The sequence below is a fragment of the Halococcus morrhuae DSM 1307 genome (assembly GCF_000336695.1).
Lineage (GTDB): Archaea > Halobacteriota > Halobacteria > Halobacteriales > Halococcaceae > Halococcus > Halococcus morrhuae.
The window spans coordinates 23,525-48,035 of record NZ_AOMC01000074.1; the positions used below are offsets into that span (position 1 = coordinate 23,525).

At 65.8% G+C, this 24,511-nt stretch carries 21 protein-coding genes; 8 read left to right on the top strand and 13 right to left on the bottom strand.

Annotated elements, in window-relative coordinates:
* Position 1: 1 nt before the first annotated feature.
* Genes C448_RS05045 through C448_RS05055 form a run of 3 tightly spaced genes read left to right on the top strand, consistent with a single transcriptional unit; the run spans position 2 to position 2,688 of the window.
* Positions 2 to 571: a HemK2/MTQ2 family protein methyltransferase gene (locus C448_RS05045; protein WP_004052278.1), complete on the top strand. Its 570-nt coding sequence runs from the start codon at positions 2 to 4 to the stop codon at positions 569 to 571.
* A gap of 60 nt (positions 572 to 631) precedes the next feature.
* On the top strand, positions 632 to 1,636 hold the full coding sequence (locus C448_RS05050; RefSeq protein ID WP_004052280.1) for a 5-methyltetrahydropteroyltriglutamate--homocysteine methyltransferase: 1,005 nt from the start codon (positions 632 to 634) through the stop codon (positions 1,634 to 1,636).
* Positions 1,633 to 2,688, top strand: a complete 1,056-nt coding sequence (locus C448_RS05055; protein ID WP_004052282.1) for a methionine synthase — start codon at positions 1,633 to 1,635, stop codon at positions 2,686 to 2,688. Before C448_RS05050 ends, C448_RS05055 begins: the two co-directional genes overlap by 4 nt.
* 3 nt (positions 2,689 to 2,691) lie before the next feature.
* Here C448_RS05055 and C448_RS05060 read toward each other — a convergent pair whose 3' ends face one another.
* On the bottom strand, positions 2,692 to 4,023 hold the full coding sequence (locus C448_RS05060; RefSeq protein ID WP_080503155.1) for a cytochrome P450: 1,332 nt from the start codon (positions 4,021 to 4,023) through the stop codon (positions 2,692 to 2,694).
* Positions 4,024 to 4,266: 243 nt separating this feature from the next.
* On the opposite strand from C448_RS05060, the gene C448_RS05065 reads away from it, so the two are divergent.
* Positions 4,267 to 4,875: a DUF6517 family protein gene (locus C448_RS05065; protein ID WP_004052286.1), complete on the top strand. Its 609-nt coding sequence runs from the start codon at positions 4,267 to 4,269 to the stop codon at positions 4,873 to 4,875.
* On the top strand, positions 4,872 to 5,807 hold the full coding sequence (locus C448_RS05070) for an alpha/beta hydrolase (protein ID WP_004052288.1): 936 nt from the start codon (positions 4,872 to 4,874) through the stop codon (positions 5,805 to 5,807). The genes C448_RS05065 and C448_RS05070 overlap by 4 nt, the downstream gene beginning before the upstream one ends.
* Positions 5,808 to 6,071: 264 nt before the next feature.
* On the opposite strand, the gene C448_RS05075 is transcribed toward C448_RS05070, so the two are convergent.
* Positions 6,072 to 6,932 carry a 2-oxoacid:ferredoxin oxidoreductase subunit beta gene (locus C448_RS05075; protein WP_004052291.1) on the bottom strand — a complete coding sequence of 287 codons (861 nt, stop codon included), beginning with the start codon at positions 6,930 to 6,932 and terminating at the stop codon, positions 6,072 to 6,074.
* Positions 6,929 to 8,692: a 2-oxoacid:acceptor oxidoreductase subunit alpha gene (locus C448_RS05080; protein WP_004052292.1), complete on the bottom strand. Its 1,764-nt coding sequence runs from the start codon at positions 8,690 to 8,692 to the stop codon at positions 6,929 to 6,931. Before C448_RS05080 ends, C448_RS05075 begins: the two co-directional genes overlap by 4 nt.
* Before the next feature lie 179 nt (positions 8,693 to 8,871).
* On the opposite strand from C448_RS05080, the gene C448_RS05085 reads away from it, so the two are divergent.
* Positions 8,872 to 9,513 (top strand): FAD-dependent oxidoreductase, encoded by a 642-nt coding sequence (locus C448_RS05085; RefSeq protein WP_004052293.1) that lies wholly within the window; start codon positions 8,872 to 8,874, stop codon positions 9,511 to 9,513.
* A gap of 75 nt (positions 9,514 to 9,588) precedes the next feature.
* Here the strand turns inward: C448_RS05085 and C448_RS05090 are convergent, their stop codons facing one another.
* Positions 9,589 to 10,923 carry an endonuclease/exonuclease/phosphatase family protein gene (locus C448_RS05090; protein ID WP_004052296.1) on the bottom strand — a complete coding sequence of 445 codons (1,335 nt, stop codon included), beginning with the start codon at positions 10,921 to 10,923 and terminating at the stop codon, positions 9,589 to 9,591.
* Positions 10,924 to 11,139: 216 nt separating this feature from the next.
* On the opposite strand from C448_RS05090, the gene C448_RS05095 reads away from it, so the two are divergent.
* Positions 11,140 to 13,512 carry an ATP-dependent DNA helicase gene (locus tag C448_RS05095; protein ID WP_004052297.1) on the top strand — a complete coding sequence of 791 codons (2,373 nt, stop codon included), beginning with the start codon at positions 11,140 to 11,142 and terminating at the stop codon, positions 13,510 to 13,512.
* Positions 13,513 to 13,519: 7 nt separating this feature from the next.
* On the opposite strand, the gene C448_RS05100 is transcribed toward C448_RS05095, so the two are convergent.
* The 4 genes from C448_RS05100 to C448_RS05115 all read right to left on the bottom strand — a co-directional run bounded on the left by C448_RS05100 (position 13,520) and on the right by C448_RS05115 (position 17,050).
* The gene (locus C448_RS05100; RefSeq protein WP_049916054.1) at positions 13,520 to 13,663 is read right to left on the bottom strand and encodes a hypothetical protein; all 144 of its coding nucleotides are present in this window, start codon (positions 13,661 to 13,663) and stop codon (positions 13,520 to 13,522) included.
* Between the two features lie 41 nt (positions 13,664 to 13,704).
* Positions 13,705 to 14,550 (bottom strand): CAP domain-containing protein, encoded by an 846-nt coding sequence (locus C448_RS05105; RefSeq protein ID WP_239640526.1) that lies wholly within the window; start codon positions 14,548 to 14,550, stop codon positions 13,705 to 13,707.
* Positions 14,551 to 14,647: 97 nt separating this feature from the next.
* Positions 14,648 to 15,157 carry an NUDIX domain-containing protein gene (locus C448_RS05110; protein WP_004052301.1) on the bottom strand — a complete coding sequence of 170 codons (510 nt, stop codon included), beginning with the start codon at positions 15,155 to 15,157 and terminating at the stop codon, positions 14,648 to 14,650.
* Between the two features lie 105 nt (positions 15,158 to 15,262).
* Positions 15,263 to 17,050, bottom strand: coding sequence for a S9 family peptidase (locus tag C448_RS05115; RefSeq protein ID WP_004052303.1), 1,788 nt, complete (start codon positions 17,048 to 17,050; stop codon positions 15,263 to 15,265).
* A gap of 139 nt (positions 17,051 to 17,189) precedes the next feature.
* Between C448_RS05115 and C448_RS05120 the strand changes: the two genes are divergently transcribed.
* Entirely contained in the window at positions 17,190 to 18,278 is a 1,089-nt protein-coding gene (locus C448_RS05120) for a hypothetical protein (RefSeq protein ID WP_004052306.1), read from the top strand.
* On the opposite strand, the gene folP is transcribed toward C448_RS05120, so the two are convergent.
* The 5 genes from folP to C448_RS05145 all read right to left on the bottom strand — a co-directional run bounded on the left by folP (position 18,275) and on the right by C448_RS05145 (position 24,298).
* A complete protein-coding gene (gene folP / locus C448_RS05125) occupies positions 18,275 to 20,722 on the bottom strand; it encodes a dihydropteroate synthase (protein WP_004052309.1) in 2,448 nt (815 codons plus the stop codon). The two genes, C448_RS05120 and folP, sit on opposite strands and share 4 nt — an antisense overlap.
* A 129-nt stretch (positions 20,723 to 20,851) precedes the next feature.
* Positions 20,852 to 21,700, bottom strand: coding sequence for a sugar phosphate isomerase/epimerase family protein (locus C448_RS05130; RefSeq protein ID WP_004052310.1), 849 nt, complete (start codon positions 21,698 to 21,700; stop codon positions 20,852 to 20,854).
* Between the two features lie 42 nt (positions 21,701 to 21,742).
* Positions 21,743 to 22,684 carry a UbiA family prenyltransferase gene (locus C448_RS05135; protein ID WP_004052312.1) on the bottom strand — a complete coding sequence of 314 codons (942 nt, stop codon included), beginning with the start codon at positions 22,682 to 22,684 and terminating at the stop codon, positions 21,743 to 21,745.
* Positions 22,671 to 23,501: a sugar phosphate isomerase/epimerase family protein gene (locus tag C448_RS05140; RefSeq protein WP_004052313.1), complete on the bottom strand. Its 831-nt coding sequence runs from the start codon at positions 23,499 to 23,501 to the stop codon at positions 22,671 to 22,673. The genes C448_RS05135 and C448_RS05140 overlap by 14 nt, the downstream gene beginning before the upstream one ends.
* The gene (locus C448_RS05145) at positions 23,498 to 24,298 is read right to left on the bottom strand and encodes a TatD family hydrolase (RefSeq protein WP_004052315.1); all 801 of its coding nucleotides are present in this window, start codon (positions 24,296 to 24,298) and stop codon (positions 23,498 to 23,500) included. Before C448_RS05145 ends, C448_RS05140 begins: the two co-directional genes overlap by 4 nt.
* Positions 24,299 to 24,511: the final 213 nt, after the last annotated feature.

The following is a 24,511-nucleotide window of genomic DNA, read 5'->3' on the forward strand; positions in this document are numbered from 1 at the left end:
CATGGGGCTCGACGAGCGCCGCGAGCGCGAGAAGGTCTATCAGCCGGCCGAGGACTCACACCTGCTGGCGACGGCCGCCCGCGACGAGGCCGCCCCCACCGACCGCACGCTCGACGTCGGAACCGGATCGGGCTACGTCGCGACCGCGATGGCCGAGACCGGCGCGACGGTCTACGGCGTCGACCCGAACCCACATGCCTGCCGGCAGGCCCGCGAGAACGGTATCCGAGTGGTGCAGGGCGATCTCACCGAACCCTTTGGGGACGGGGTGTTCGACCTCGTGACGTTCAACCCGCCCTATCTGCCGACCACGCCCGAGGAAGCGGTCGACGACTGGATGGAGGTGGCGCTCGCTGGCGGCGAGAGCGGGCGTGCGGTGATCGAGCCGTTTCTCGCCGGCGTCGGGCGCGTGCTCACGCCCGAGGGGCGGGTGCTCATGCTCGTGAGCAGTCTGAGTGGGTTCGACACCGTCGTCGAACTGGCGAACGAGGCCGGCTTCACGGCGACGACCGTCGACCAGGACTCGTTCCCGTTCGAGACGCTCTCGATCCTCCGTCTCGACCACGAATGATTACCCGAGTGCATAATCGCGAGTAGCAAATATTAAGCGCCGTCATTCCCCATCCCACCTATGACGGAATTCGTCGCGACGACGCCCGGCGTGTTTCCGCTGCCCGACTGGGCGAAGGATCAGTTGGGGAGCCTGAAGGGCCACCAGAAGGAGGACCTCGTCGACGGCAGCGAGGGGACCGAGATCACGGACGTCTACGATGAGACGCGGGCGACCGTCGCCGACTGGCAGGCGACCGCCGGACTCGACAGAGTAGTGGAAGGACAGCTCCGTTGGGACGACATGCTCGCCCACCCGCTCTGCGTCCACGACGCCGTCGAGACGCGCGGGATCGTCCGCTACTACGACAACAACAACTTCTACCGCGAGCCGGTCGTCTCCGGCGAACTCACGTTCGACGGTGACCTCGCCGACGATCTCGACGCGCTCGGCGAGATCGATCCTGACGCCCCGACGCAGGCGGCCGTTCCCGGTCCGTACTCGCTGTCGGAGCTCGCGACCGACGAGTTCTACGGCGACGAGGGGGAATTCCTCGATGCCATCGCGAACTTCCTCGCGGGCGAGGTCCGGGCGTTCTCGGACGTTGAGACCGTCTTCGTCCTCGAACCGTCGCTCGTCACGAACCCGCCCGGCGACGGCGAGGACGAACGCGCGAGCGAGGCCATCGATCGCGTGGCCGACGCGACCGACGCCGACGTCGTGGTCCAGACCTACTGGGGCGCGCTCACCGAGAAGGTCCACGCCCACCTGCTCGACGCGGACATCGACGCCGTGGGCTACGACTTCGTCACGAACCACGAGGACAACCTCTACAACATCAACGAGTACGGGACGAAAGAGGAGGTTGCGTTCGGGCTGGCCGACGGCCAGAACACGCTGGTCGAGGAGCCCGAAAAGATCGCCGAGCGCGTCGCGTGGGTCGACGAGCAGACCCCGGGTGCGGAGTTCGAAACCATGTACATCACCACCAACACCGAACTGTTCTACCTGCCGGTGAGTCGCTGTATCGAGAAGCTCGAAGCGCTGGCCGCGGGCGCTGCCCGTGCCGCGGAGGTGGCCCAATGAGCCGCGAGCAGTTCCGGCCGGCCGGCCACCCGAACGAGCACTTCATCCTCACCACCGTCGTGGGGAGCTACCCGAAACCGAAGTGGCTCGATCGCGTGCGCGAGCTCCACGACGATCCCGAAGGCGACTTCGACGACGGCGAGTGGGAGGAGGCGACCGACGACGCCGCCCGCATCATCACTCACGAACACGAACGCGCGGGGCTCGACGCCGTCGTCGACGGCGAGATGCGACGAAACGAGATGGTCGAGTTCTTCGCCGATCGCATCGAGGGCTACGAGTTCAACGGCCCGGTCAAGGTCTGGGGTCACAACTACTTCGACAAACCCTCCGTCGTGAGCGACGTCGAGTACGACGACTCCTGGCTCGTCTCCGAGTTCGAGTTCACCGATGGCGTGGCCGATCGCCCGGTGAAGGTCCCGATCACGGGGCCCTACACGCTCGCCAGCTGGAGTTTCAACGAAGCCTACGACGACGATCGCGAGCTCGCGCTCGCGCTCGCGGACCTCGTCAACGAGGAGATCCAGAAGCTGGTCGACGCTGGCGCGCGCTACATCCAGATCGACGAACCCGCCCTCGCCACGACGCCCGACGACCACGCGATCGTCGGCGAGGCACTCGACCGTATCGTCGCCGACCTCCCCGAGGAGGTACGGATCGGCCTGCACGTCTGTTACGGCGACTACTCGCGGATCTACCCCGAGATCCTGGAGTTCCCGATCGACGAGTTCGACGTCGAGCTCGCCAACGGCGACTACGAGCAGCTCGACGTGTTCAAAGAGCCCGAGTTCGATCTCGATCTCGCGCTCGGCGTCACCGACGTCCACGTCGCCGAGGTCGAATCGGTCGCCGAGATCAAGGCGAACATCCAGAAGGGCCTGGAGATCGTCCCGCCCGAGCGACTGACGGTGAGCCCCGACTGTGGGGTGAAGCTCCTCCCGCGCGACGTGGCCTACGGCAAGATGGAGAACATGGTCACGGCCGCCCGCGAGGTCGAGCGCGAACTCGACGCCGGCGAGATCGAAGTCGGCGCGGCGGTCGCCGACGACTGAGTCCTACTGACGCTCGCGGATCGACATCTCGACCGGATCGGCAGGATGGAGCGTCAGCGTCGGCTGGAAGTCGAACGAGGCGCTCGATTCGAGATCGAGGTGGTAGTCCTGTGCGACGGTGCCGATGATGAACTTCGCTTCGAGCAGCGAGAGCTGTTTGCCGATACACGACCGTGGGCCGGCACCGAACGGGAAGTACGAATAGCTCGGGCGCTCGTTCCGGCGCGCGGGTTTCCAGCGGTCGGGGTCGAACGTGTCGGGATCGTCGTACCAGCGGGGATCGCGGTGGATGGCCCACTGGGGGAGCATGAGTAGCGACCCTTGCGGCAGGCGATAGCCGCCGAGATCGACCGGCTCCTTTGCCGTTCGAAAGAGGGTGTAGACCGGCGGGTAGAGCCGCATCGCCTCGGAGAGCACGCGATCGGTGTAGTCGAGCCGTCGCACCGTCTCGCTCGTCGGTGGCTCGCCGCCCAGCACCGTGTCGAGCTCGTCGTGGAGTCGCGCCTCGATCTCGGGATGGCGCGCGAGGAGATGCCAGGTGTAGGTGAGCGTGAGCGCCGTCGTGTCGTGGCCCGCGAGCAACATCGTCATCATCTCGTCACGGATCAACTCGCGATCGACCTCGGCGCTCTCTGACTGTGCGCCGAACAGCAGCGAGAGCATGTCCGGCCCGTCGGCGTGTGGGCCCTGCCGGTCGCGCAGGACGTCCCGAAGGACGTCTTCGAGAACATCGATCGACTGGCGGTATTCGCGCTGTTCGCGCGTCGGCACCCATTCGGGCATCAGGAAGCCACGGATCGTCGGACTGAACTGGTCGCCGACCGGCTGGAGGCTCTCCTGGACGCGCTCGATCGTCGCGTCGTCGAGATCGACGCCCATCATCGCGCTGGTGATGATCTGGAGGGTGACTTTCGCCATCTCGATGTCGACCTGGATGGTCTCGCCCGTGTCCCATCCCGCGGCCATCTCCGCGGCGTACTCGGCCATCAGCCCCGCACAGTCGTCGAGCCGGTTCCTGAGAAACGCCGGCTGCATCCGCTGGCGCTCGCGTTTCCACGTCCCGCCCTCGCTGAGCAACAGGCCGTCGCCGAGCAGGTTGCCGAGCGTGTCCGCCTGGAACTGGGGTTTGCGGTAGGCACCCTCGTCGCTGACGAGCACGCGTTCGACGTCGTCCGGGTTCGTCAGCATGTACGCCTGCTCGGGCCCGAGCGTGAACTGCGCGATGTCGCCGTAGGCGTCCCGGACCGCCGTCATGAACCGCAACGGGTCCTGAGCGTAGTGATACGAGTTGCCGACCACCGGCAGTCCCTTCGGTCCGGGAGGGGTCGTGCTCATACCCAAAACAGGGGCCAAAACCACTTGAACGGCCGGAATTGACGGGAATTCGGTACTTTCGTCTCGGTAGCGAACGGGCGATCATTCGCTCGATGACGCCGTTGGATGCTCTCCCTTTTCCCCACCCTCCCACCTCTCGCCCCCTTTTCCTCCTTCGTTCAGACGAGCTCTCTCCGACCGGCAGTATAGTAGACCGGGAATACCGTGGGTAACCGTCTTATTCCCCGGGCCTCTCTCGGGCTCATGCGTCGTCTCCGTGTCGCGCTCGCGCTTGTCGTTCTCGTCGTGGTGAGCGGCTGTACGCTCCCCGGTGGTCAGCTCACTGCCGAGGCGAACCCCGTCTCGGTCGGGAACGACACCCTCGATCGAACGGGCTACACGCTCGACGACAGCGCCACGATCGCATTCAACGAGACGGTCGGGATCGACGGCGAGGATCGGACGGTCGGTGTGGAAAACCACATCGAGACGTACGCACACGGCGATCACGCGGGGCGATTCGCCGTCTTCAGTACGCCAAGCCCCGAGGCGAACGGAACGCCGATAAACCCGTTCGCGAAGCCGTCCGAGCGCCGCGACGTGGGCCGGATGCTCGGCGAAGTGAACAACACGAGCGCGCTGGCGGTCGAAAACCGACAGAACGTCACGCTGGTCGGCCAGCCGACGGAGCTGGTGACGTACGCGACGACAAACCGATCAGGCGAGGAGACCACACCGGTGTACGTCCACGTCGCGGTCGCCCAGAACGACGGTGATGCGGTGGTCGCCGTCGGGGTCAATCCACAGTCGGTCGATGCCGGTAATGCGACGAAGCAGCTAATAGAGGGCGTCGAATATGGGGGATCGTCATGAGGGGTGAACTCGATCCACAGGTCGCACAGCTGCTCGATATGCTGAACGAGTACGACATTTCGCTGTCGGGTGACGTCGCCGAATCGCGTCAGCAGCTCGATCGGATGCTCGAACTCGCGGGTGACGATCCCGTGGACGTGGGACGAGTGTCCGACGTCACGATTCCGGCCGATGGGCGTGAGCTGCCGGCGCGTGCGTACGTGCCCGATGGCGAAGGACCGTTCCCGACGGTGGCCTTCTTCCACGGCGGTGGGTTCGTGCTCGGGAGCCTGGACGGCTACGACAACCTCTGTCGATTGCTGGCCAAGCGTAGCGACTGTCTGGTGGTGTCGGTCGACTACCGGCTCGCACCGGAGCATCCGTGGCCGGCGGCGCTGGAGGACGCCTACGCGGCGACGAACTGGCTCGCGAGCAACGCCGAGCGGTTTTCGGGCGACGGCGATCGCCTGGCGGTCGCGGGCGACAGCGCCGGCGGGAACCTCTCGGCGACGGTCTCGCTGCTGGCCCGCGAGCGCGGGATGCCCGCCATCGACGGACAGATCCTCTTGTACCCGGCGACGGCGTATCTCGAACCGATGGACTCGCGCGCGGAGAACGCCTCGGGCTACTTCCTCACCGCCGAGGACCTGCTGTGGTTTCTCGATCAGTACATCGAGAACGAACTCGACGCGCACAACCCGCTCGCCTTCCCGCTCGCGGCGCGCGATCTCACCGACCTCCCGCCGGCATTCGTCATGACCAACGGGTTCGATCCACTACGCGACGAGGGGATCGCCTACGCCGACCGACTTCGAGAGGCCGGCGTCGCTGTCGAGCACACGAACTACGAGTCGATGATCCACGGATTCCTCAATATGGAGGGGATTGTCGACCGAACGTACGACGGTATCGACGAGATTGCGGCCTATCTCCGCGACGAACTCGGCGAGTGATTCGTGGTGGCCGCCACGCGGCAGCGGCGTGGTCGCGGTGTGGTTCCTGGCGGATGAAGGGCGAGGTCACGAACGGAGTGAGTGACCGAGGGCTTCTGCGGTGCTGTGCGGTTGTGGTGCCGTGATGGGTCAATATCCGCGCGAACGGAGTGAGCGCGGTTCACCGTGAACGAGCGAAGCGAGTGAGCGGGAGTTTTTAGTCGAGGTTTTTGCAGAGGGTTCGAGGCGAGCGTGGCGAGCCGAGGACCCTCTGTAAAAAAGTCGTTAGTAGAACTCGCGGACGAGGTCGGTGGCGTCTTCGGGAGCGCCGTCGGGGATGTCGGCCATGTTCGAGTCGAGGCCGTGGCGTTCGTTGTAGGGAACCGAGTCCTCGTCCTGGTAGATGACGCCCTGGTATTCGGTGTCGTTGGTGATCTTCTCGCGGGCGGCGTCACGATCAGTCGGATCGTGGTCCTCGTCGTCGACGTCGACGATGGTGTCGCGGAAGTAGTCGTAGGTATCGACGTCGTTGAACGTCACGCAGGGGCTGTAGACGTTGACGAAGCCGAAGCCGTCGTGTTCGACCGCCTGCTGGACGATCTCCTCGTGGCGCTGGGCGTCCGAGGAGAACGACTGGGCGATGAAGGTGCCGTCGGCCGCGAGCGCGAGCGCGAGCGGGTTGACGGGCGACTGCTTGGGACCGTCCGGCGAGGTCGACGTCTCGAAGTCCTCGCGGGAGGTCGGCGAGAACTGGCCTTTGGTGAGGCCGTAGATGCGGTTGTCCATCACGACGTAGGTCATGTCCATGTTGCGTCGCGCCGCGTGGACGAAGTGGCCCGCGCCGATAGAGTAGCCGTCGCCGTCGCCGCCCGAGACCATCACTTCGAGGTCGGGATTGGCGCTTTTGACGCCGATGCCGACGGGGAGTGCGCGCCCGTGGACGCCGTGGAGCGCGTAGCTGTGCATGTACGTGCCGATCTTGCCCGAGCAGCCGATGCCGGCGACGATGAAGGTGTTGTCGGGATCGTTGCCCGTGTTGGCGAGCGCCTTCATCATCCCGTTCATGGTGCCGAAGTCGCCGCAGCCCGGACACCACGTCGGCTGTTTGTCGGACTTGAAGTCGGTGAATCTGACGTCTGAGCTCATGTGGGGACCTCCTGTGGCGTGTCGAGTTCGTCGGTGATCCGCTCGGCCAGCTCGTCGGCCTTGAACCGCACGCCATTATATTTGTTTATCCGTTTCAGTCGTGTAAGTGTGTCGTGTTCGATGACGTCGGCGAACTGGCCCGTCGCGTTACACTCGACGACGATGGCGTCGTCGGCGGCCTCGATCTCCTCGGTGAGATCCGGCCGCGGGAACAGATACGGCACCGAGATGAACCGGACCGAGATGTCCGCCTCATCGAGAAAGCCGATCGCCTCGCGCATCGCGCCCTCGTTCGAGCCCCACGAGAGCACGAGCGTGTCGGCATCGGGGTCGCCGAACTCGCGATAGTCCCACTCCTCCTCTTCTTTCGCGGTCTCGACCTTCTGGTTTCGCTTGTCGACCTGTTCGATGCGCACCTCCTGTTCTTCGGTGCGTCGACCGAGTTCGTCGTGTTCGAGCCCCGTCGTCATGTGTGCGCCGCCCGACGTTCCGGGTAGCGTCCGCGGGCTGATACCGTCGGCGGCGGGGAAATGTGGCTGGAACTGATCGCTGTCGTTGAGCCACGTGTCGATCTCGTCCTCGCCGACGAGCTTGCCGCGGTCGATCTCGACGGCGTCCATGTCGAACTCCTCGGGGGCGAACGTCTGTTCGGTGACCGCCAGCGCGAGGTCCGAGACCAGATAGACGGGCGTCTGATATTTCTCGGCGTAGTTGAACGCCTCGATCGTCTTGTGGAAACACTCCGATACCGTCGTCGGCGCGACCACGAACCGCGGGATCTCGCCGTGGCCGCCGAACAGCGTCATGTTGAGATCGCCCTGTTCCTGCTTGGTCGGCATCCCCGTCGAGGGGCCCGAGCGCATCACGTCACAGATCACGAGCGGCGTTTCGCTCTGGGCGACGAGGCCGAACGTCTCGGCCATCAGGTCGATGCCCGGACCCGAGGTGGCGGTCATCGCCCGCGCGCCGGCCCGCGCCGCGCCGAGCGCCATGTTGATCGCCGAGAGTTCGTCTTCCGTCTGCATCACGTGGCCGCCGTAGCGTTCGAGTCGCCCCTTGAGGTACTCCATCACGTCCGTCGCGGGGGTGATGGGGTAGCCCGAATAGAACCGACAGCCGGCGGCGATCGCGCCCATACCGATGGCTTCGTCGCCGTTCAGGAGGACGTAGTCGTTGTCGGTGGTCTCGATGTCGTAGCTGAACTCTTCGTCGTACTCCTCCTGGACGTACTCCTCGCCGAGGCGGGCAGCATCCTGGTTGTTGTCGATGATCGATTGGCCCTTGTCGCCGAACCGTTTTTCGAGCGCCTCGTCGAGGTTGTCGATCGGGAAGTTCGCGACCTCGCAGGCCGCCCCGAGCGCGACGATGTTCTGCATGATCGCGCCGCCGGCGTCCTCGGCGAGCGATTTGAGCGGCACGGCCAGATCGATCATCCCCTCGGGGGCCTCGAAGTCCTCCATCATCGTCCGCTCGCCGTCGTAGATGATGACCGAGCCCTCGTGGAGTTCGTCCATGTTTTCTTCCACTGTTCGCTGTGTGAGCGCGATGAGGACGTCGAGCCTATCGACGACCGACTCGACGCGTTCGGTCGAACTGCGGACCTTGTAGGCGGTGTAGCCGCCACGGATGCGCGAGGCGAAATCCTTCGAGGTGAAGACCTGTCGGCCCGCGCGCGAGAGCGCTTGGGCGAAGATCTTCCCCGTCGAATTGATGCCGTCGCCGGCCTCCCCACCGATGGCCCAGTTCAAATCATCTGGCATGTGCTGGCCCCGACTACGCCATCTGCGGACGAAAAGGCTTCGGAACGACCATCAACATTTTCGACGGATACAGTTCCGCTGCGGCCCGCAGCACCCGCCGAATCGATAGATGCGACGTGTTTGCGCCGCGCTGCTCGCCGAATCGAAGTCCATTTGCCCGGGCCACACCGAGCGTCGACATGGAGCCAACACGCACTCGCATCCGCGCCGTCCGGGACGTCGGCCCGGACGCCATCGCGCTCGATCTCGAAACGCCGGAGGAGTTCGACGCCCGACCAGGTCAGTTCGTCAAACTCTCGCTCGACATCGACGGCGAGCGCCTCTCGCGGTTCTACACGCTCTCCTCGCCGAGCGTCGAGGAGGCGTTCGAGATCACCGTCGCCGTCGATCCCGAGGGCGACGTCGGCCCGAAACTCGCTTCCTTGGAACTCGACGACACGATCGTCGTCGCCGGCCCCTTCGGCAACGCCTACTACGAGAACGAATCCCGAACGACCGTCCTCGCCGGCGGGCCGGGCGTTGGCCCCGCCATCGGTATTGCCGAGCGTACACTTGCCGATGGCGGGGACAGCGCCGTCGTCTACCGTGACGACGAGCCCATTCACGACGAGCGCCTCGCGGCCCTCGACGAGGCGGGCGCTGCCGTCACCGTTCTCGACGGCGACGAACCGATGACCGACGCCGTCGCCGATGTGCTCGCGGGCACGCCCGACGAACAGGTGCTCGTCTACGGCTTCGCCGACTTCCTCGACGCCGCCACCGACGCACTCCAGGCCGCCGGTGGCGATCCCGACCGCGCGAAAGTCGAGAACTTCGGCTGAATTTTCGCTCCGGAGTCATGTGGATGTCGGGCGAAAGCCGCGATCGTTCTTCACCTCTGGTCGTACTGTCGCCCCTCAATCGTCGTCCGATTCGTCCTCCTCAGCTCCATCGTCTTTCTCGTCTTCCCTGTCATCTCCATCCTCCTCGTCTTCATCTTCTTCGCGGTCTTCGTCTCCGTCGTCTTCATCGCCATCGTCCTGTTCGGGGTCGTCCTCCGCGTCCTCGCGCTCAATCGGGACGTTTGCCCAGACGAGTCGGTGATCCGAGGCGGTACGGACGGCGTCGAGCAACCCTCGCTCGGTCGTCGCCGCGCTCGGCCAGATGACCGACGACTGGTCGCGACCGAGATCGGGCGACGGGAGCACGTAGTCGACCTGGGAGCCGAACTCGGCGGTCCAGAAGCGCGAGCGCGGCTTGTTCTTCGCCGCGCCGCCGGGGCTCGTCGGGAACGGCGTGGCGACGAACCCGTCGTTCTCGACGAAATACTCCGTGGCGGCGTTGAGGCTCTCCGCATCGCCGGGTGCGGCGTTCATATCGCCCATCAGCACGTACGAGTCGTCGTCGAGACCGCCCTGTCGCCCGCTGTCGTCGTAGATGTAGTCGGCACCGGCGGCGTAGTCGGCCAGCAGGCGGATCTCGTCGTGGTTTCGCTTGCCGTTGAAGTTCCCCTCGCCGTCGAAGACGGGCGGCGTCGGGTGGGCGGCGAGGGCGTGGACGACCTCGTCGCCGATCTCGATCGGGACGTCGATATGCGTCTTCGAGGAGAGGCGGAACTCCTCGGCCTCGGCGTCCGAGAGGTAGTTGTTCGTGTTCGGATCGCGTGGGAGCAGGTTGTCCGGCATGTCCTCCCAGAGGAATTTTCGAAAGGTTCGGATCGCGTCCCGCCGGATGGGAAATCGACTGAGAATCGCCAGACCGTACTTGCCGGGGAATTCCCCGAACCCGTAGGCGTCGTTGCCGTACGTTCGATCGCCGGGCGTCTCGTCGACCGTGCCGTTGTTGTCGAGATCGAGCCCGCTGGCGACGCCCGTGTTCGTCGTCGGCATGACCGTCTGTGGATAGTCGATTCCCTGGAGATCGGAGCGCTGGGGGACGCTGAGGTAGTTCTCGACGAACGCGCGGGCGTTCGAGGGCGACGACGGGACGTCCTTGACACGACTCGCCTGACGGTTGTTGGTCAGCTCGTTGAGCACCAGTACGTCCGGACGGATTTCCTGAATGACGCGTGCTGCGGCGGCGGCCTGTTCGTCGCCCGACGACTGGACCTGTTCGGTGCGGAGGTCGACGACGTTGTAGGTCGCGAACGTGACCGGTTCGTCATCCCCGTCGTCCGCACTGACGGTTCCGGTCCCGATGGCGACTGTGCCGGCGATCGCGAGGAAATCACGTCGTGTGATAGTCTGTCGCATGAACGCGTGTCGTGCCGGAACTACAAAAAACCTGCCGAAAATAGTAAAAATATAACATCTTTTGGCAACGATTTCTGTCCGTCAACCGTAGAGGACAAACTCTCGATCGGTGGCGATCATCCGGCGAGATGTCGGCGATCGCATTGTCGAACCGCACCGCCGTCGACCACGAGCGAAGCCCTATAACGAATGGCGCATGAACCTGGCACATGACCGATGAGCGGTGAGGAATCCGCCGCCACCCACGGGAACGACGAGCCGTCATGGCGGGCGCGCTTCGGCTACGAGCAGCCCTACGATGGCCAGGCCGACGCCATCGAGACGGCCATCGAAACGGGGGCCGAGGGCGGCTATCTCGTCATGGAGGGTGCCTGCGGGACGGGCAAAACGATGGCCGCGCTCACCGCCGCGGGGACGCTGCTCCGCGAGACCGACCGCTACGACAACGTGCTGGTCGTGACGCCGGTCAAACAGCAGCGCCGGCAGTTCATCGACGACCTACGGGCGATCAACGCTGGGCTCGACGACCCTCTCTCCGGGCTCGCACTCGTCGGCAAGCCCACCCTCTGTCCCTACGAGCGCGCGGGTGCGCTCGATCGGGGCACTCAGGACGCCTGCGAGGATCTCCGGGAGAACACCGCTGGCCTAGTCGCCCACGACGGCGGTGGCGATGTCTGGTGGGACAGCGCCCGCGCGGGCGAACTCGTGTCCGAGGCCCGCACAGATGCCGACTCGTGGCGCACGCTCGACGACAACCTCTCGACGGCCGGCCAGACGGCTCCCTATCCGACCGCACGACCGACCGCACCCGACTCGCTCAGTGAGAGCGATCAGTCCTACTGTCCGTTCGAGGCCGACTGGTACGCCCGCGAGAAATCCGTCCCCGTGGCCTTCGACGACGACGAAAACCACGTCGTCACCACCGACGAACTGCTCGCCGGTGCGGTCCCCCGAGGAACCTGCCCACATCGTGCGATGGGGACGCTGCTCGCCGACGCCGACGTGGTGGTCGGCAACTACAACCACCTGTTCGACCCGCGAACGCGCGCGCTCACCGACGGCGTAGTCGACGATCGGACGTTCGTCATCGTCGACGAGGCCCATCGGCTGGAGGGGCGCGTCCGCGATCTTCTGAGCGATCGAATCGGGATCCAGTCGCTCCGGCGCGCGCGAAACGACGTCTCCCATCTCAGCACGCTCGCGGGCCAGTCGCGCGAGCATCGCGAGGAGGTCGCCACCGAACTCGCCAGCTACGAGGTCGGTACCGACGAGCTCCAGCGAGCGAGGGAGTTCTTCGACGACGCCATCGACTGGCTCGACCGCCGCGTCGAGCGCCATCTCGCGGACGAGTACGGTGATCTCGACCGCGCGGCCGAGGAGGGACGACTGCCCGAGGACGTCGAGATCCCGCTGCGCGATCCCGAGACGGACGAGACCGACGCGTTCTCAGAGTGGGCGAACGAGCAGTATTCGCCCGGGTTCTGCAAATCACTCCATACCATCGGCGCGGCCGTCGCGGACGCGCTCGATTCGCTCGATCCCCAGCGCTCGACGGTCTGTGGCGACGTCGGCCGCATCGTGACTCGCTGGTGGACGCGCGACCACGCGAGCTACTTCCGGGAGATCACGCTCTCGCGGACCGATCGCGAGCGCGTCGAGGGCTGGGAGCGCTACTACACCGCCGGACTGGTCTGTTACGACTGCCTACCCGCCGAGGATCTCCGCGAGCGATTTTCGGATCTCGGCGGCGGCGTGCTGATGAGCGCGACGCTCGAACCGATGGACGTCCTGCGCGAGTGCATCGGTCTCGATCGCCTCGTCGAGACCACGGACGACGAGAGCGACGATCGCGAGCGGCCGATCGCCACGCGGACCTACGATCTCGCCTATCCCGAGACAAATCGTGCGAGCTGGATCGTCGACGCACCGGCCTTCACCGCGCGCAACCGCGGGCCACCCGGCGAGGAAAGCGAAGTTCGGGAGACCTATGCCTACGCGCTCCGGGAACTCGCCCGCAGCCCGGGCAACGTCCTAGTCTGTATGCCGAGCTATCGCGAGGCCGCGTGGGCACACGACCGCCTCGCCGACGCGGTGGCGAAACCGGTGCTTCTGGACGAGCCATCGAGCGACGAAGCCACCGAAAAACTCAAACAGAAGTTCTTCGCCGGCGACGGCAAAGTCCTCGTCACCTCCACGCGCGGCACGCTCACAGAGGGTGTCGATTACGACGGCGAAAAACTGAGCGCGTGTGCGGTCGTCGGCGTCCCGCTCGTCAACGTGGCCTCGCCGCGGATCCGGGCCGTGCGGCGGGCCTATGGTTCGGAGTTCGGCGACGAGCACGCCTTCGAGTACGCGCTCACGGTGCCCGCCGTGCGCCGTGCGCGACAGGCTATCGGCCGAGTGATCAGGGGCCCCGAGGAGATCGGGGTGCGCGCGCTCGTCGACGAACGCTACACGCCGGATGCACCCCGGTCGGTCCACGAATATCTCCCGCCCGCCGAGCGCGACGAGTGGCGCACGATGACCCCGATGTTTCTCGACTCACAGCTCGAACGGTTCTGGAGCGATCACGAGCGGCCGGATCAGTAGATCTCCATCAGTTGTCGTCGTCACCGACGAATCGGAGTGCCACGCCCGCGATGATGACGCCGACACCGGCGACGGCGCTCAGAATGGGTGGCACTGGTAGGAAGAGAAGGGCGACACCGGCGAGGATCAACCACGTCGAACGAGCGACCATACCCGAACTCCACGCGCGGCCCACATACCGTTTTTGCTTGCTCAACAGAAGTTCTGGGTCGCGTAGACGCGCGTCCGGCCGTCGATCTGCTCGATGTGGACTCCGATGGCCTCGTTCTCCCAGTAGGGTTTGAGCAGGTTCTTCCGGTGGCTCGTCGAGTTCATCCAGCCGTTGACGATGCCGTGGGCGAGCTCCTCCTGGGAATCGTACTGCACCGTACGATTGTCCATCGAGACCGGTGCGTCGTAGTAGGTGTAGAGGATGTTCTCGCCGCCGGTCGCGTACCGAAGGGTGCCCGTTTTGACACGACACTGGTAGTCGAAGCGTCGGTAGCGATCGGCGAGCGTCTCGCCGTCGGGGCCCACGTGCGAGAAGTAGCTCCGATTGGCCATGTCGGTGCTGTGATAGCGCGCGACCGGCCGGAGATCGGTGTCGAACGACAGGTTCGACTTGCCGCGCTCGGCGCGCTCCTCGTTGACGTTTCGATGAATGAGATATTCGAGTTTGGTGCCGTTGAGCTCGCTCGTCTCCGATGCCGAAACGGTCGACGCGTTCGTGCCCGCACCAGCAGTTCCACCCGACCCATCGGCTTCATCGTCGACGATGCTGCCGATACCGCCGACCCCGCCGGCGCTGTCGTTGTCGACGGCACCGAGCGCGCCGATGTCGCCCACATCGGCTGGCACACCGAGATCGCCGAGCAGATCGCCGACGCCACCGTCGACCGGGAGACCGCCGAACGCGATGCTGGCGGCGAAGACGACGACGGCGACCACGAACGCGAGCCGGACGAGGAGCGACAGCAGCCACCCGAGCGTCCGGAACAACCACCGGAACATCACTCGCGGGTTGGCCCTCGGCGAGTATGTATCTGTCTCCCTGCTCATACTGTCGGACGGAAGTACGTGAAGTTCAGATTGCGAAAATCTACTGCAACGAGTGACATTTCACCTTACGATTTCCGATCAGTTCCGTCCGACAGTATCAGATGGCCAGCACGCCGGCGTCGAGACGATCGGTCGGGCGGCTGCTGCGCCAGCGAACGGGGCTCTCGCCACATTCGACGCGCTCGTCGGGGCCCGACGAGCCGACGAACCGCACGACCAGACAGTACACCTGCGGGCGCTCGCGGTCGGTCTCGTCACCGATGCCGACGATGGTGATCCGCTCGACGGCATCGATCGAACAGTCGATACCGGTCGCTTCGCGGACGTTTCGTTTCGCACCCGCTTCGAGCGATTCGCCGGGTTCGACGGGGCCGCGCGGACAGGCCCACTCGTCGTGACCGTCGCGGATCAAGAGGACCTCGTCGGCGTCGTTGGTCACGTGAACGCCCGCGACTGCTCGTTCGATCCCGTCGGCGTCAGCCGCTCGCTCGTAGCGCGTCGGGGGAACGGTCCAGCCGAGTTGGTGGACCGGCGCGGAGCCGTAGACCTCCTCCAGCCGGTCGAGCTGGTCCGTCACCCACTGTTCGGACCGTTCGGCCTCGTTCATATCACGAAACGACGTCGACTCACAATAAAAACGGAGGTTCGTTCATCACCGTGTGAACACGTTTCACGCCGTTTTCCGCGATTTCATTCGTGCCCTGTGGACCCGTCAGACGTGCTCGGCGAGGAAGTCGGCGATCGCGGTGTAGGCTTCGATGCGATTGTCGCGCTTGACGATGCCGTGGCCCTCGTCGTCGAAGATCAGTGTTTCGACGGGAACGCGCTCGCCGACGCGCGCGGCGACCTGCTCGGCCTCGCCGACGGGCACTCGTGGGTCGTTCTCGCCGTGCAGGACGAACAGCGGCGCGTCGATGCGATCGATGCTGTTGAGCGGACTGATCGATTCGAGGAGTTCGCGGTCATCCGCCAGCGAGCCGTATTCGGCCTCGCGCAGCGCGCGCCGCCAGGAGCCGGTGTTTTCGAGAAAGGTCGTGAAATCCGCGATGCCGACGATGTCTACACCGGCGGCCCACAGGTCGGGATACTCGGTGAGCGACGCGAGCGTCATGAACCCACCATACGAACCCCCCATCACCGCGATGCGTTCCGGATCGACGGCCGAGTGCTCGTGGAGCCAGGCGACGCCGCGCTCGATGTCGGCGACCGAATCCATCCGCTTGTCCCGGTCGTCGAGATGCGTGTAGGCCTTCCCGTAGCCCGTTGAACCGCGCACGTTCGGCTCGAAGACCGCGTAGCCAGCGTCAAGGAGATACTGCGTGACGGGGCTGAACGAGGGCCGGCGCTGGCTCTCGGGTCCCCCGTGGATGTCGACGACGACCGGCGTTGCGCCCTCCTCGGCGTCCGCCGGCAGCGAGAAGAAGGCTGGAATCTCACGGCCGTCGAAGCTCTCGTACCGGACGAGTTCCGGCGTACGGAAGGATTCGCGATCGAGACCCGCAGTCGAGGCGTTCGTCCAGCGCTCGCTCTCGCCCGTCTCGACATCGACGACGTGAACGTTCGTGTTCTCGCGACGACCGGTGACGGTGACGGCGAAGCGCCCGGCGTCGGCGTCGAAGGCGATGCCGCCGGCGACGCCCTCCGGGAGATCGGGCGCTGGGAACTCCTCGATCCCGCCGTCGGTGAGTCGGCCAACGGTGAGCTCGGTGTAGCCGTCGACGTTGCGTGCGTACACCAGTCGGCCGGTGTCCTCGTCGAGCGTGATTCCCTCGACGTTCCAGCCGTCGCCGTCGGCCACGATTTCGAGGTCGCCGGTGGCGAGATCGAGTCTGGCGAGCGAGAGCGTGTCGGACTCACGGTCGGTCACGAGATAGAGCGCGTCGCCGGCCGGGCTCCAAGAGGGATCGAGAAATCGCACGTTACCGTCGTGTGGTGTGACGTGTTCGATCTCCTGAGTGTCGAGATCGAGCACGTGAAGATCCTGATCGAAGCTCGACTGCGATTCGCTCACGAGCAGTCGGTCGTCGCTCGGCGAGAACCCCGCGACCGTGAGCCAGCCGTCGCCCTCGTGGACGCGCGTGGCGTCGTCACCGGTCTCTGTGCGTCCCTGCGTGTAGACGTCGAAGACGGACTTGTCACGTCGGTTGGCGGCGAAGGCGAAGCGTTCGCCGTCGTGGCTCCAGCCGCCCCAGCGATGCTTCGTGTCGGGATCGTCGGTGAGCGGTTGGATCTCGCCATCCGGGGCGAGCCGGAAGAGCTGTGCGCGCTCGTTGCCGCCTTCGTCCATGCCGAAGATCAGCTCCTCACGCTCGGGCGAGAACGCGACGGTAGTGACGCGCTCGTCGGAGAAGGTTCGCTGATCGGGCCACCGGCCGGGCTCCGAGAGCGACCAGACCTGTGGCGTACCTGTCGCGTCGAACAGGAAGGCGAGATCGCCGGCGGGCGAAAAGCTCGCGCCGTAGGCGCTACGGACGTTGAGATACCGTTCGATCGATCGCATGCCGTTCGGTTCCGCAGTCGGGCGCAAATCCCTTCGGGTCGCGGCGGCGCACACCTGTTCTCACGGAAAACTCGTCAGCAGAGTACCAGTAAACGAACGGAGAAGACAGATAAGGCAACGGCCCCTATCGACGGCGACCGTGATCGAACCGGGACCGGAATCGGATTCGGGGTTGCTCGACCGCGAGGAGCTCTCGAACGTCGAGAAGTGGTTAGCGCCGGCCGTCGGCGTCGTCGTCGTGCTCGTCCTGCTGGCCGGCGTGGGCTTTCTCGTCACCGACTATCTCGGCGGCACTCCGAGCGGCCCGGACGACGCTGACCGCGCTGGCGTCGCCGCCCCGGGGAACAACACGACGACCGCGGCGACCACCACGAACGCCACGGCGACGACCGCCCAGCCGACCGCGACGACCGCGGCGACCACCACGACAGCCACGCCGACCCCAACACCGACGGCAACTGATACGCCGACGGACACACCGACCGAGACGGAAACCCCGACGCCGACCGAAACCGATACAGAAACACCGACCGCGACGCCAACGCCGGAACCGACGGCCACGGCGACGCCGACGTCCGAGGCGACCGAAACGCCGACGGAGACGCCCACGCCAACCCCGACGCCGACCGAAACGGCAACCCCCACGGAAACGCCGACGGCAACCGAAACGCCGACGCCAACTGATACGCCGCCACCGGAGGCGGCCGCCCAGAGTGCGACGGAGACGACCTCCCAAACGACGACCGACGAACCGACGACCGAAGCCGAAACCCAAACCGCGACGAGTTCTGCGACGACCACGACCTCAACAGCGACGGCCACGGACGCGCCGACAGCGGAGGCGACCGAAACGCCGACGCCGACCGACACGCCACCGCCGGAGACGGACAGCCAACGCGCGAGCGAATCCACCGAATCATCGAGCGAAACCCCGACCGACGAACCAACGACCGAGACGCCGACCGAAACCCCTTCTCCGACGGAAACGTCGACCGCGACGCCGACTTCGACGCCAACCGCAACTCAAACTCCGACAGCTACCGCGGCCGAGACATCAACGCCAACTCCGACTGACTCGGCAGCGACGGCTGCGACTGCCGAGACGGTGAGTCAGACAGCAGAACCGACGACGCAGACGGCGGAGCCAACAGCGGAACGCACGACGACAGCAACGCAGACGGCGACCGCAACCACGACCGCGACGCGTAGTTCCGCAACGGCAGCCTAATGATGTGAGCCATCGAATTCGTTCGGCGCGTTCGCCGCCTCGCTGACGCCGACGGCAGCGACGCTCTCGGCGACGTCGTGGACGCGGACGATGTCCGCACCACGCTCGGCGGCCAGCGCGCTCGCAGCCACCGTCGCCGACAGGCGATCGTTCGCCTCGCTGCCGACGAGATCGAACATCGACTTGTGCGAGTGACCGAACAGGATCGGGCAGTCGAGCGCGCGGAACTCGGCTAGACGGTCGAGGATCGCGAAGTTTTCCCGCTTGCTCTTGCCGAAGCCGATGCCGGGATCGACGATGATCTGCTCGCGGTCGAGGCCCGCCTTCTCGGCGAGCAGCACGCGCTCGCGCAGTTCGCGGATCGTGTCCCCGACCACGTCGTCGTATTCGGGAGTCGAGTCGGGATCGACGGGTGCGTCGATGCTGTGCATCACGACGAGCGGGCAGTCGTAGTCGGCGGCGACGAACCGCATCTCCGGATCATCGAGCCCCGTGACGTCGTTGATGATGTCCGCGCCGGCACCGAGCGCCGCGCGCGCGACCGCCGCCTTCCGGGTGTCGATCGAGACGAGAGCGTCGAACTCCGCGATGCGCTCGATGACGGGAACTATCCGGTCGCACTCCTCCTCGTCCGAGACGGGTTCCGCGCCGGGGCGGGTGCTCTCGCCACCCACGTCGATGATGTCGACGCCTTCGTCGACCATCGTCTCGGCCTGCCGGACCGCTGCCTCCGTAGTATCGAACTCGCCGCCGTCGTGGAAGCTGTCGGGCGTCACGTTCAGAATTCCCATCACCGCCGTCCCCTCCTCCCAGGGGTAGCCCCGTACCTCCGGACTGACACCGATCGAGAGCGCCTCACGGATGTCGTCGGCGAGCGGTGCCAACCCGTAGGGCTGGCCGGCGAGTTTCTCGGTGAGACGTTTGAACTGCGCGAGCGTGGCGAGCATGAGCACGTCGAGCGATTCCTCGTCCTGATCGTTGAGCCCCGAGATCGAACACTCGCCGCCGAGCGAGAGCAGTTCCTCCTTGAGATACTGTGCCTGTCGCGGGCGCACGCGGGTCTTCAGCGCTCGATGGACGGCCTTGCCGCGCATCCGATAGGCCCCCGCGTCGGTCACGTGCGTCCCCTTGATCGCGCGCCGGGCGTCGTCGAGTCCGTCGATCTCCTTGGGGACGTCGAGGCGACTCCAGCGCGTCCGTGCCTCGCGGACGACATAAAGTGAACCGCAGACGAGCACGCAGTCGTCCGGCTCGGTGGCATCGAGAGCGGTCTGGAGCGCGTCGGTGACGTCGCTGCTGGTCTCGACGCGACTGTCGTCGAACACCTCCGCGAGAACTGCGTTGTCCTCGGCGCGCGGGACGTCCGGCCGACAGGCGACGACGTGCTCGGGCGTCGGCAGCGCGTCGACCATTCCCCGGTGGTCCTTGTCCGCGAGCGCGCCGAACACGAGATGAAGGTTCTCGAAGTCGAACTCGTCGAGCGTGTCGGCGAGGCGCTCGCATGCACCAGGGTTGTGTGCACCGTCGAGCACCACCAATGGATCGCGTTCGAGAACTTCGAACCGACCGGGCCAGTAGGCCGCGCGCAACCCGCGCGCGAGCGCTTCCTCGCCACACTCGACGTCGAACTCATCGGTGACCTGTCGGGAGAGCGCCGCCGCGATGCCAGCGTTCTCGGCCTGATGAGCTCCAAGCAGGGAGAGTCGGGTCTCGACGGTCCAGTCCGCACCAGAGAGGCGAATAGCGTTCTCGACGCCCGTTCGGCCCTCGTGCGTTACCGAGACGTCACCATCCGGACCGACCGTCACGGCGTCGCCGGCGCTCTCATCGATGGCCGCGCGCGCGTCGCCGGTTGCGGCGGTCACGATATCGTTTTCGCGGGGCGCGACGGTGGCCATGTCGCGGCCGATCTCTCCAACCGTGTCGCCGAGCATGTCGGTGTGTTCGAGCGTGACGCTGGTGATGGCGCTGGCCACCGGATCGACGACGCTGGTCGCGTCGTAGCGCCCGCCGAGACCGACTTCGAGCACGGCGACGTCGACCGACTGGCGGTGGAACTCCCACAGCGCCATCCCGGTGAGCACCTCGAAAAAGGTGGGTGCATCGCCGTCGGCGGCCCGATCCAGGACGTAAGGGCGGATCGTTGCGACGTAGTCGGCGAGCGCGCTCTCGGTGATCATGCGGCCGTCGACACGGACGCGCTCGCGGACGGAATCGAGATGTGGCGAGGTGTAGAGACCGACGTCGAGCCCCGCTTCTCGGAGCACTGATGCGACCATCCTGGCCGTGCTCCCCTTGCCATTGGAACCGGCGATCTGGACGAACGCGATCCCCTCGTGTGGATCGTCGAGAACGGAGAGCAGGTCGTCGGTGGCGTCCAGGCCCGGGCGGGGCGGATACCGACGCAGGTCGAAGAGGAAGTTTGCCGCCTCGTGGAACTCCATATCTGACACCGGTGGGGCCGTGGTTTGAGCGTATCGGACGTTCCCGTTCACCGCTCGCACGACGACCGCCGCCGATATGGAAAACAGTGTTCACTACGACAGGCCGTTTTCCGTCGCAACGTGGCGGGATCAGCAGTACGTCGATAGCGCCTCGTAGGCTTCGCTGGCGGCTCTGTCCGGTTCGTCGGGATAGGTGTAGAGTTCGAGCGTGGCGAACCCCTCGTAGCCGATCCCGTCAAGCGCGTCGAAGATCGCCCGGAAATCGAGATCGCCCTTGCCGGGGATGCGGTGGTAGTGTTTGCCGCGGACACCACCGACGATGTCCTCCAGATGGACGCCCGTGATGTGGCCCGCACACCGCCGGATCGCCTCCGCAGGATTCTCCCCGTAGACGGCCGCGTGGCCGACGTCGAGGTTGACGCCGAGCGCCTCGTAACCGACGTCCTCGATCAGTTCCAGGACCTCTTCAGTACACTCGACGAGCAGTTCGGGTTCGTATTCGATCCCCACCTCGACGTCGTGCTCGGCGGCGTATTCACAGATCGTCCCGAGCGAGTCGAGCAGGTACTCGTAGGCCTGGTCCGGTTGATTTCCTGGCAGCGGGCGACCGGTGGCCAGACAGATCGCGGGCGCACCGACCTCGTCGGCGAGGTCGATAGCTCGCTTCGTGTAGTCGATACGCCACTCCCTCCCCTCGTCGTCGGCGGTGACGACGCTCGGGTCGAAAAAGGACGACGGCGGTGCATCGTCGTAGTAGCCCGTCGCGGTGTTCGCGTTGACGTTCGAAACGGCCAGCCCGGTGCTGTCGAGCGTATTCGACAGCTCTTCTCGATCGTCCTCGCCGAAATCGGGGAAGTAGGCGTGTGGCTCGTCACCTAAAATCTCGACGCCAGCGTAGCCGTGCTCGGCGATGCGTTCGACCGCGTCCGGCAGCGCGTGGCGCGTGTAGGCGTTCGTCGAAAATGCCAGTTCGACCATGGCGAAGGCAGGGCCGGCCTCCCGAAACACCTTCCGACGATGTTACGAGACGTCGAACAGACGGGAGAGGCCGACTGCGGGGATGAGAAAGACGAGGACGGCGAGTGCCCACTCGACGCCCGCGAGCGCCGCGAACGCCCCATCGAGCACGACGAGCGCGAGGATACAGGTCCCGACCGCCGGGCCGACGGTATCGGGTCGGGGAGTCGCGTACGCCGGCCCGAGCGCGCGCCCAGTCCAGACCAGGAAGCCACCAGTGAGTCCGACCGCGAACGCGGTCCGGACGAGCGACGGCCCGGTCGTCACGACCGCCGCGAGCACGCCGAGAACGGCCAGCAACACGCCCGCGGCCGCCGCCGCGACCGCACCGCGCTCGGTCGTCGTCGCCTCGTTGTCGGCCATGTACGTCACGGCAGCGATATACAGCGCGATGGCGACCGGGATCGCGAGCGCCCACGCGGGAAGCGGGGCTGTCGCCGCCGTCGCCCCCGCCGCCGTACCGAGCAGTACGTCGAGCCCGCGCGCGCTACCCATCGCGAGAAATCCGGCAGGGCTTCCCTTGAGAACGCCGTCATAGAGCGCGATGACGGTCGCAAGCGCTGCCGCGAACAGCCCGGCTCGTGGTCCGGCGGCCCCGAGCGCGACGAGAACACCGCCGATCAGCAGCGTCGCGCCGAGCGCGCCCGCCGTCCGACGTGGAATCCTGCCCGATGGGATCGGTCGTTCCGGTCGCTCGCGCGCGTCGATCGCCGCGTCGAAGTAGTCGTTCAGCGTCGTGCCGCCGGCGTACAGCAACATCGACGCGACCGCGAGCCCGGCGAGTGCAGGTATCGAAACCGTCGTTCCTGTGGCGGCGACGAGCGCACCACCGAGCAGGATATCTGGTGGGGTGCTGAAGAGGTTCGGAACGCGCACCAGCGCTGCGTAGGCTGCGAGTTTCCCGCGCGAGTCGGCCTCGCGCGCGGCTCCCTCAGACCCACCCACCGTCTTCGAGGTAGGCCATCGCCTCGCGGGCGGTCTCGGCCGCCGTCTCCTCGTACGGGTAGAGCTCGACCGTCACGAACCCGTCGTAGCCTCGCGAATCGAGCGCACTGAGGAACTCGCCGATCGGTAGCGCGCCGTCGCCGAGTTGGGTGTGTTCGTGGCGGCGATTCTCGGGGATGTCCTCAAGATGAACGTGATCGACGTACTCGGCGAGCCGATCGAACGCTGCCACGGGATTCTCGCCGACGCTGAACAGGTGGCCAGCGTCGAAGTTGCAGCGAATCCGGGGATGGTCGATGCGCTCGGCGAACTCTAAGAATTCCTCCGAAGTCTCGATGAGCAGGTCCGGTTCGGGTTCGACGTGCAGATCCACCCCTACCTCCTCGGCGATCGGCAGGACTGCTTCGAGGCTCTCGACGAACGTCTCGACCGCCCACTCGCGGGATTTTTCCTCCGGGATGGGGCCACCGGGTTCGATCGAGATGTAGTCGTGGTCGAGTTCGGCCGCCGTCCGAAGGGCAGCTTTCGTGTAATCGATGCGCTTCTGGCGGTAGTCCGTGTCCGGTTCGATGTAGGAGGGATGGTGGAACCCCTCGATGGCCGTCAGCATGAACGCGTTGCAGTTGCCGATGGCGAGATCGTTCGCGTCGAGGGCTTGCCTGATCTCCTCGATATCGTCCTCGCTCGCGTCGGGCGGGTAGAGGTGGGGCTCGTCGAACAGCAGTTCGATGCCGTTGTAGCCCGCATCGGCGACGATCTCGATCGCCTCGCCTGCGTCATACTCGCGAAAGGCGTTCGCGGAGAAGCCGAACTTCATCGTTCGTAGGTGAAGTTCGGCGACTGGTCGAAGAACTCGTAGGGGTTGTCGAAGACGACCTTCTTCACGTCCTCGCGATCCCAGCCCCGATCGAGCATCTTGTCGCGCGCCTTGGGGACCGCGAGCGGGTCCGAGGGGTCCCAGTCGGCGGCGCTGTTGAACAGCATCTTGTCGGTGCCGTACTCTTCGAGGAGGTCGATGGCCGCCTCGTCCTCGATCTTGCCGGGGTAGAGCGTGAACCCGACCCAGCAGTCCGTGGTGAGGGAGGTCTCGATCGTCTCTGCGGTGTTGTGGTCGATGACGATGCGTTCCTGGGTGACGCCCTCGTCTTCGATGATGTCGACGATGCGCTCGGTGCCCTCGGGTTTGTCCGTGTGAGGTGTGTGGATGATGACGGGGAGCTCGCGCTCCTCGGCCATCCGCAACTGGGTGCGGAACGCCCACTCCTCGTCGTCGGTGCCCTGGTCGAACCCGATCTCGCCGAGGCCGACGACGTTCTCGCGGTCGAGATACTCCGGCAGGCGATCGAGGACCTCCTCGGCCATCTCGCGGTAGTTCGCCTCCTTCGGTTCGAGGCCGATCGTTACATAGTGATCCATCCCGCCGGCGCGCTCGGCGCGCGCGGTCTCGAAGTCGATGATCTGCTCGAAGTAGTCGAAAAACGAGCCCGCGTGCCGTTTGTCCGTACCGCTCCAGAACGCGGGTTCGATGCAGCACTCGATGCCGGCCCGACGCGCCCGTGCGTAGTCGTCGGCCGAGCGCGAGACCATGTGCATGTGCGGATCGATGATCTCCATGTCCGCGAGTGGGTGCCGGACGCACTACTATGTACTGATCGTACATTCTCGGGTCGCGATCCGACTCCCATTATGGCGGTTGGCGCGCGCTCGCGCTCGTGTGCGAGCCAAGCGAGCACACGAGCGCGAACACTGCGCGAGGGATGAGCACCGCAGCGAGCGAAGCGAGGCGCGAACAGCGTGAGCGCCTCGATGCGAACGGGGAGGGACGAC

Bases quoted from the DNA above. Each gene is read 5' to 3' on its own strand.
- C448_RS05045 (WP_004052278.1), top strand. From the start codon at position 2: ATGGGGCTCGACGAGCGCCGCGAGCGCGAGAAGGTCTATCAGCCGGCC.
- C448_RS05050 (WP_004052280.1), top strand. From the start codon at position 632: ATGACGGAATTCGTCGCGACGACGCCCGGCGTGTTTCCGCTGCCCGAC.
- C448_RS05055 (WP_004052282.1), top strand. From the start codon at position 1,633: ATGAGCCGCGAGCAGTTCCGGCCGGCCGGCCACCCGAACGAGCACTTC.
- C448_RS05060 (WP_080503155.1), bottom strand. From the start codon at position 4,023: ATGAGCACGACCCCTCCCGGACCGAAGGGACTGCCGGTGGTCGGCAAC.
- C448_RS05065 (WP_004052286.1), top strand. From the start codon at position 4,267: ATGCGTCGTCTCCGTGTCGCGCTCGCGCTTGTCGTTCTCGTCGTGGTG.
- C448_RS05070 (WP_004052288.1), top strand. From the start codon at position 4,872: ATGAGGGGTGAACTCGATCCACAGGTCGCACAGCTGCTCGATATGCTG.
- C448_RS05075 (WP_004052291.1), bottom strand. From the start codon at position 6,932: ATGAGCTCAGACGTCAGATTCACCGACTTCAAGTCCGACAAACAGCCG.
- C448_RS05080 (WP_004052292.1), bottom strand. From the start codon at position 8,692: ATGCCAGATGATTTGAACTGGGCCATCGGTGGGGAGGCCGGCGACGGC.
- C448_RS05085 (WP_004052293.1), top strand. From the start codon at position 8,872: ATGGAGCCAACACGCACTCGCATCCGCGCCGTCCGGGACGTCGGCCCG.
- C448_RS05090 (WP_004052296.1), bottom strand. From the start codon at position 10,923: ATGCGACAGACTATCACACGACGTGATTTCCTCGCGATCGCCGGCACA.
- C448_RS05095 (WP_004052297.1), top strand. From the start codon at position 11,140: ATGAGCGGTGAGGAATCCGCCGCCACCCACGGGAACGACGAGCCGTCA.
- C448_RS05100 (WP_049916054.1), bottom strand. From the start codon at position 13,663: ATGGTCGCTCGTTCGACGTGGTTGATCCTCGCCGGTGTCGCCCTTCTC.
- C448_RS05105 (WP_239640526.1), bottom strand. From the start codon at position 14,550: ATGAGCAGGGAGACAGATACATACTCGCCGAGGGCCAACCCGCGAGTG.
- C448_RS05110 (WP_004052301.1), bottom strand. From the start codon at position 15,157: ATGAACGAGGCCGAACGGTCCGAACAGTGGGTGACGGACCAGCTCGAC.
- C448_RS05115 (WP_004052303.1), bottom strand. From the start codon at position 17,050: ATGCGATCGATCGAACGGTATCTCAACGTCCGTAGCGCCTACGGCGCG.
- folP (WP_004052309.1), bottom strand. From the start codon at position 20,722: ATGGAGTTCCACGAGGCGGCAAACTTCCTCTTCGACCTGCGTCGGTAT.
- C448_RS05130 (WP_004052310.1), bottom strand. From the start codon at position 21,700: ATGGTCGAACTGGCATTTTCGACGAACGCCTACACGCGCCACGCGCTG.
- C448_RS05140 (WP_004052313.1), bottom strand. From the start codon at position 23,501: ATGAAGTTCGGCTTCTCCGCGAACGCCTTTCGCGAGTATGACGCAGGC.
- C448_RS05145 (WP_004052315.1), bottom strand. From the start codon at position 24,298: ATGGAGATCATCGATCCGCACATGCACATGGTCTCGCGCTCGGCCGAC.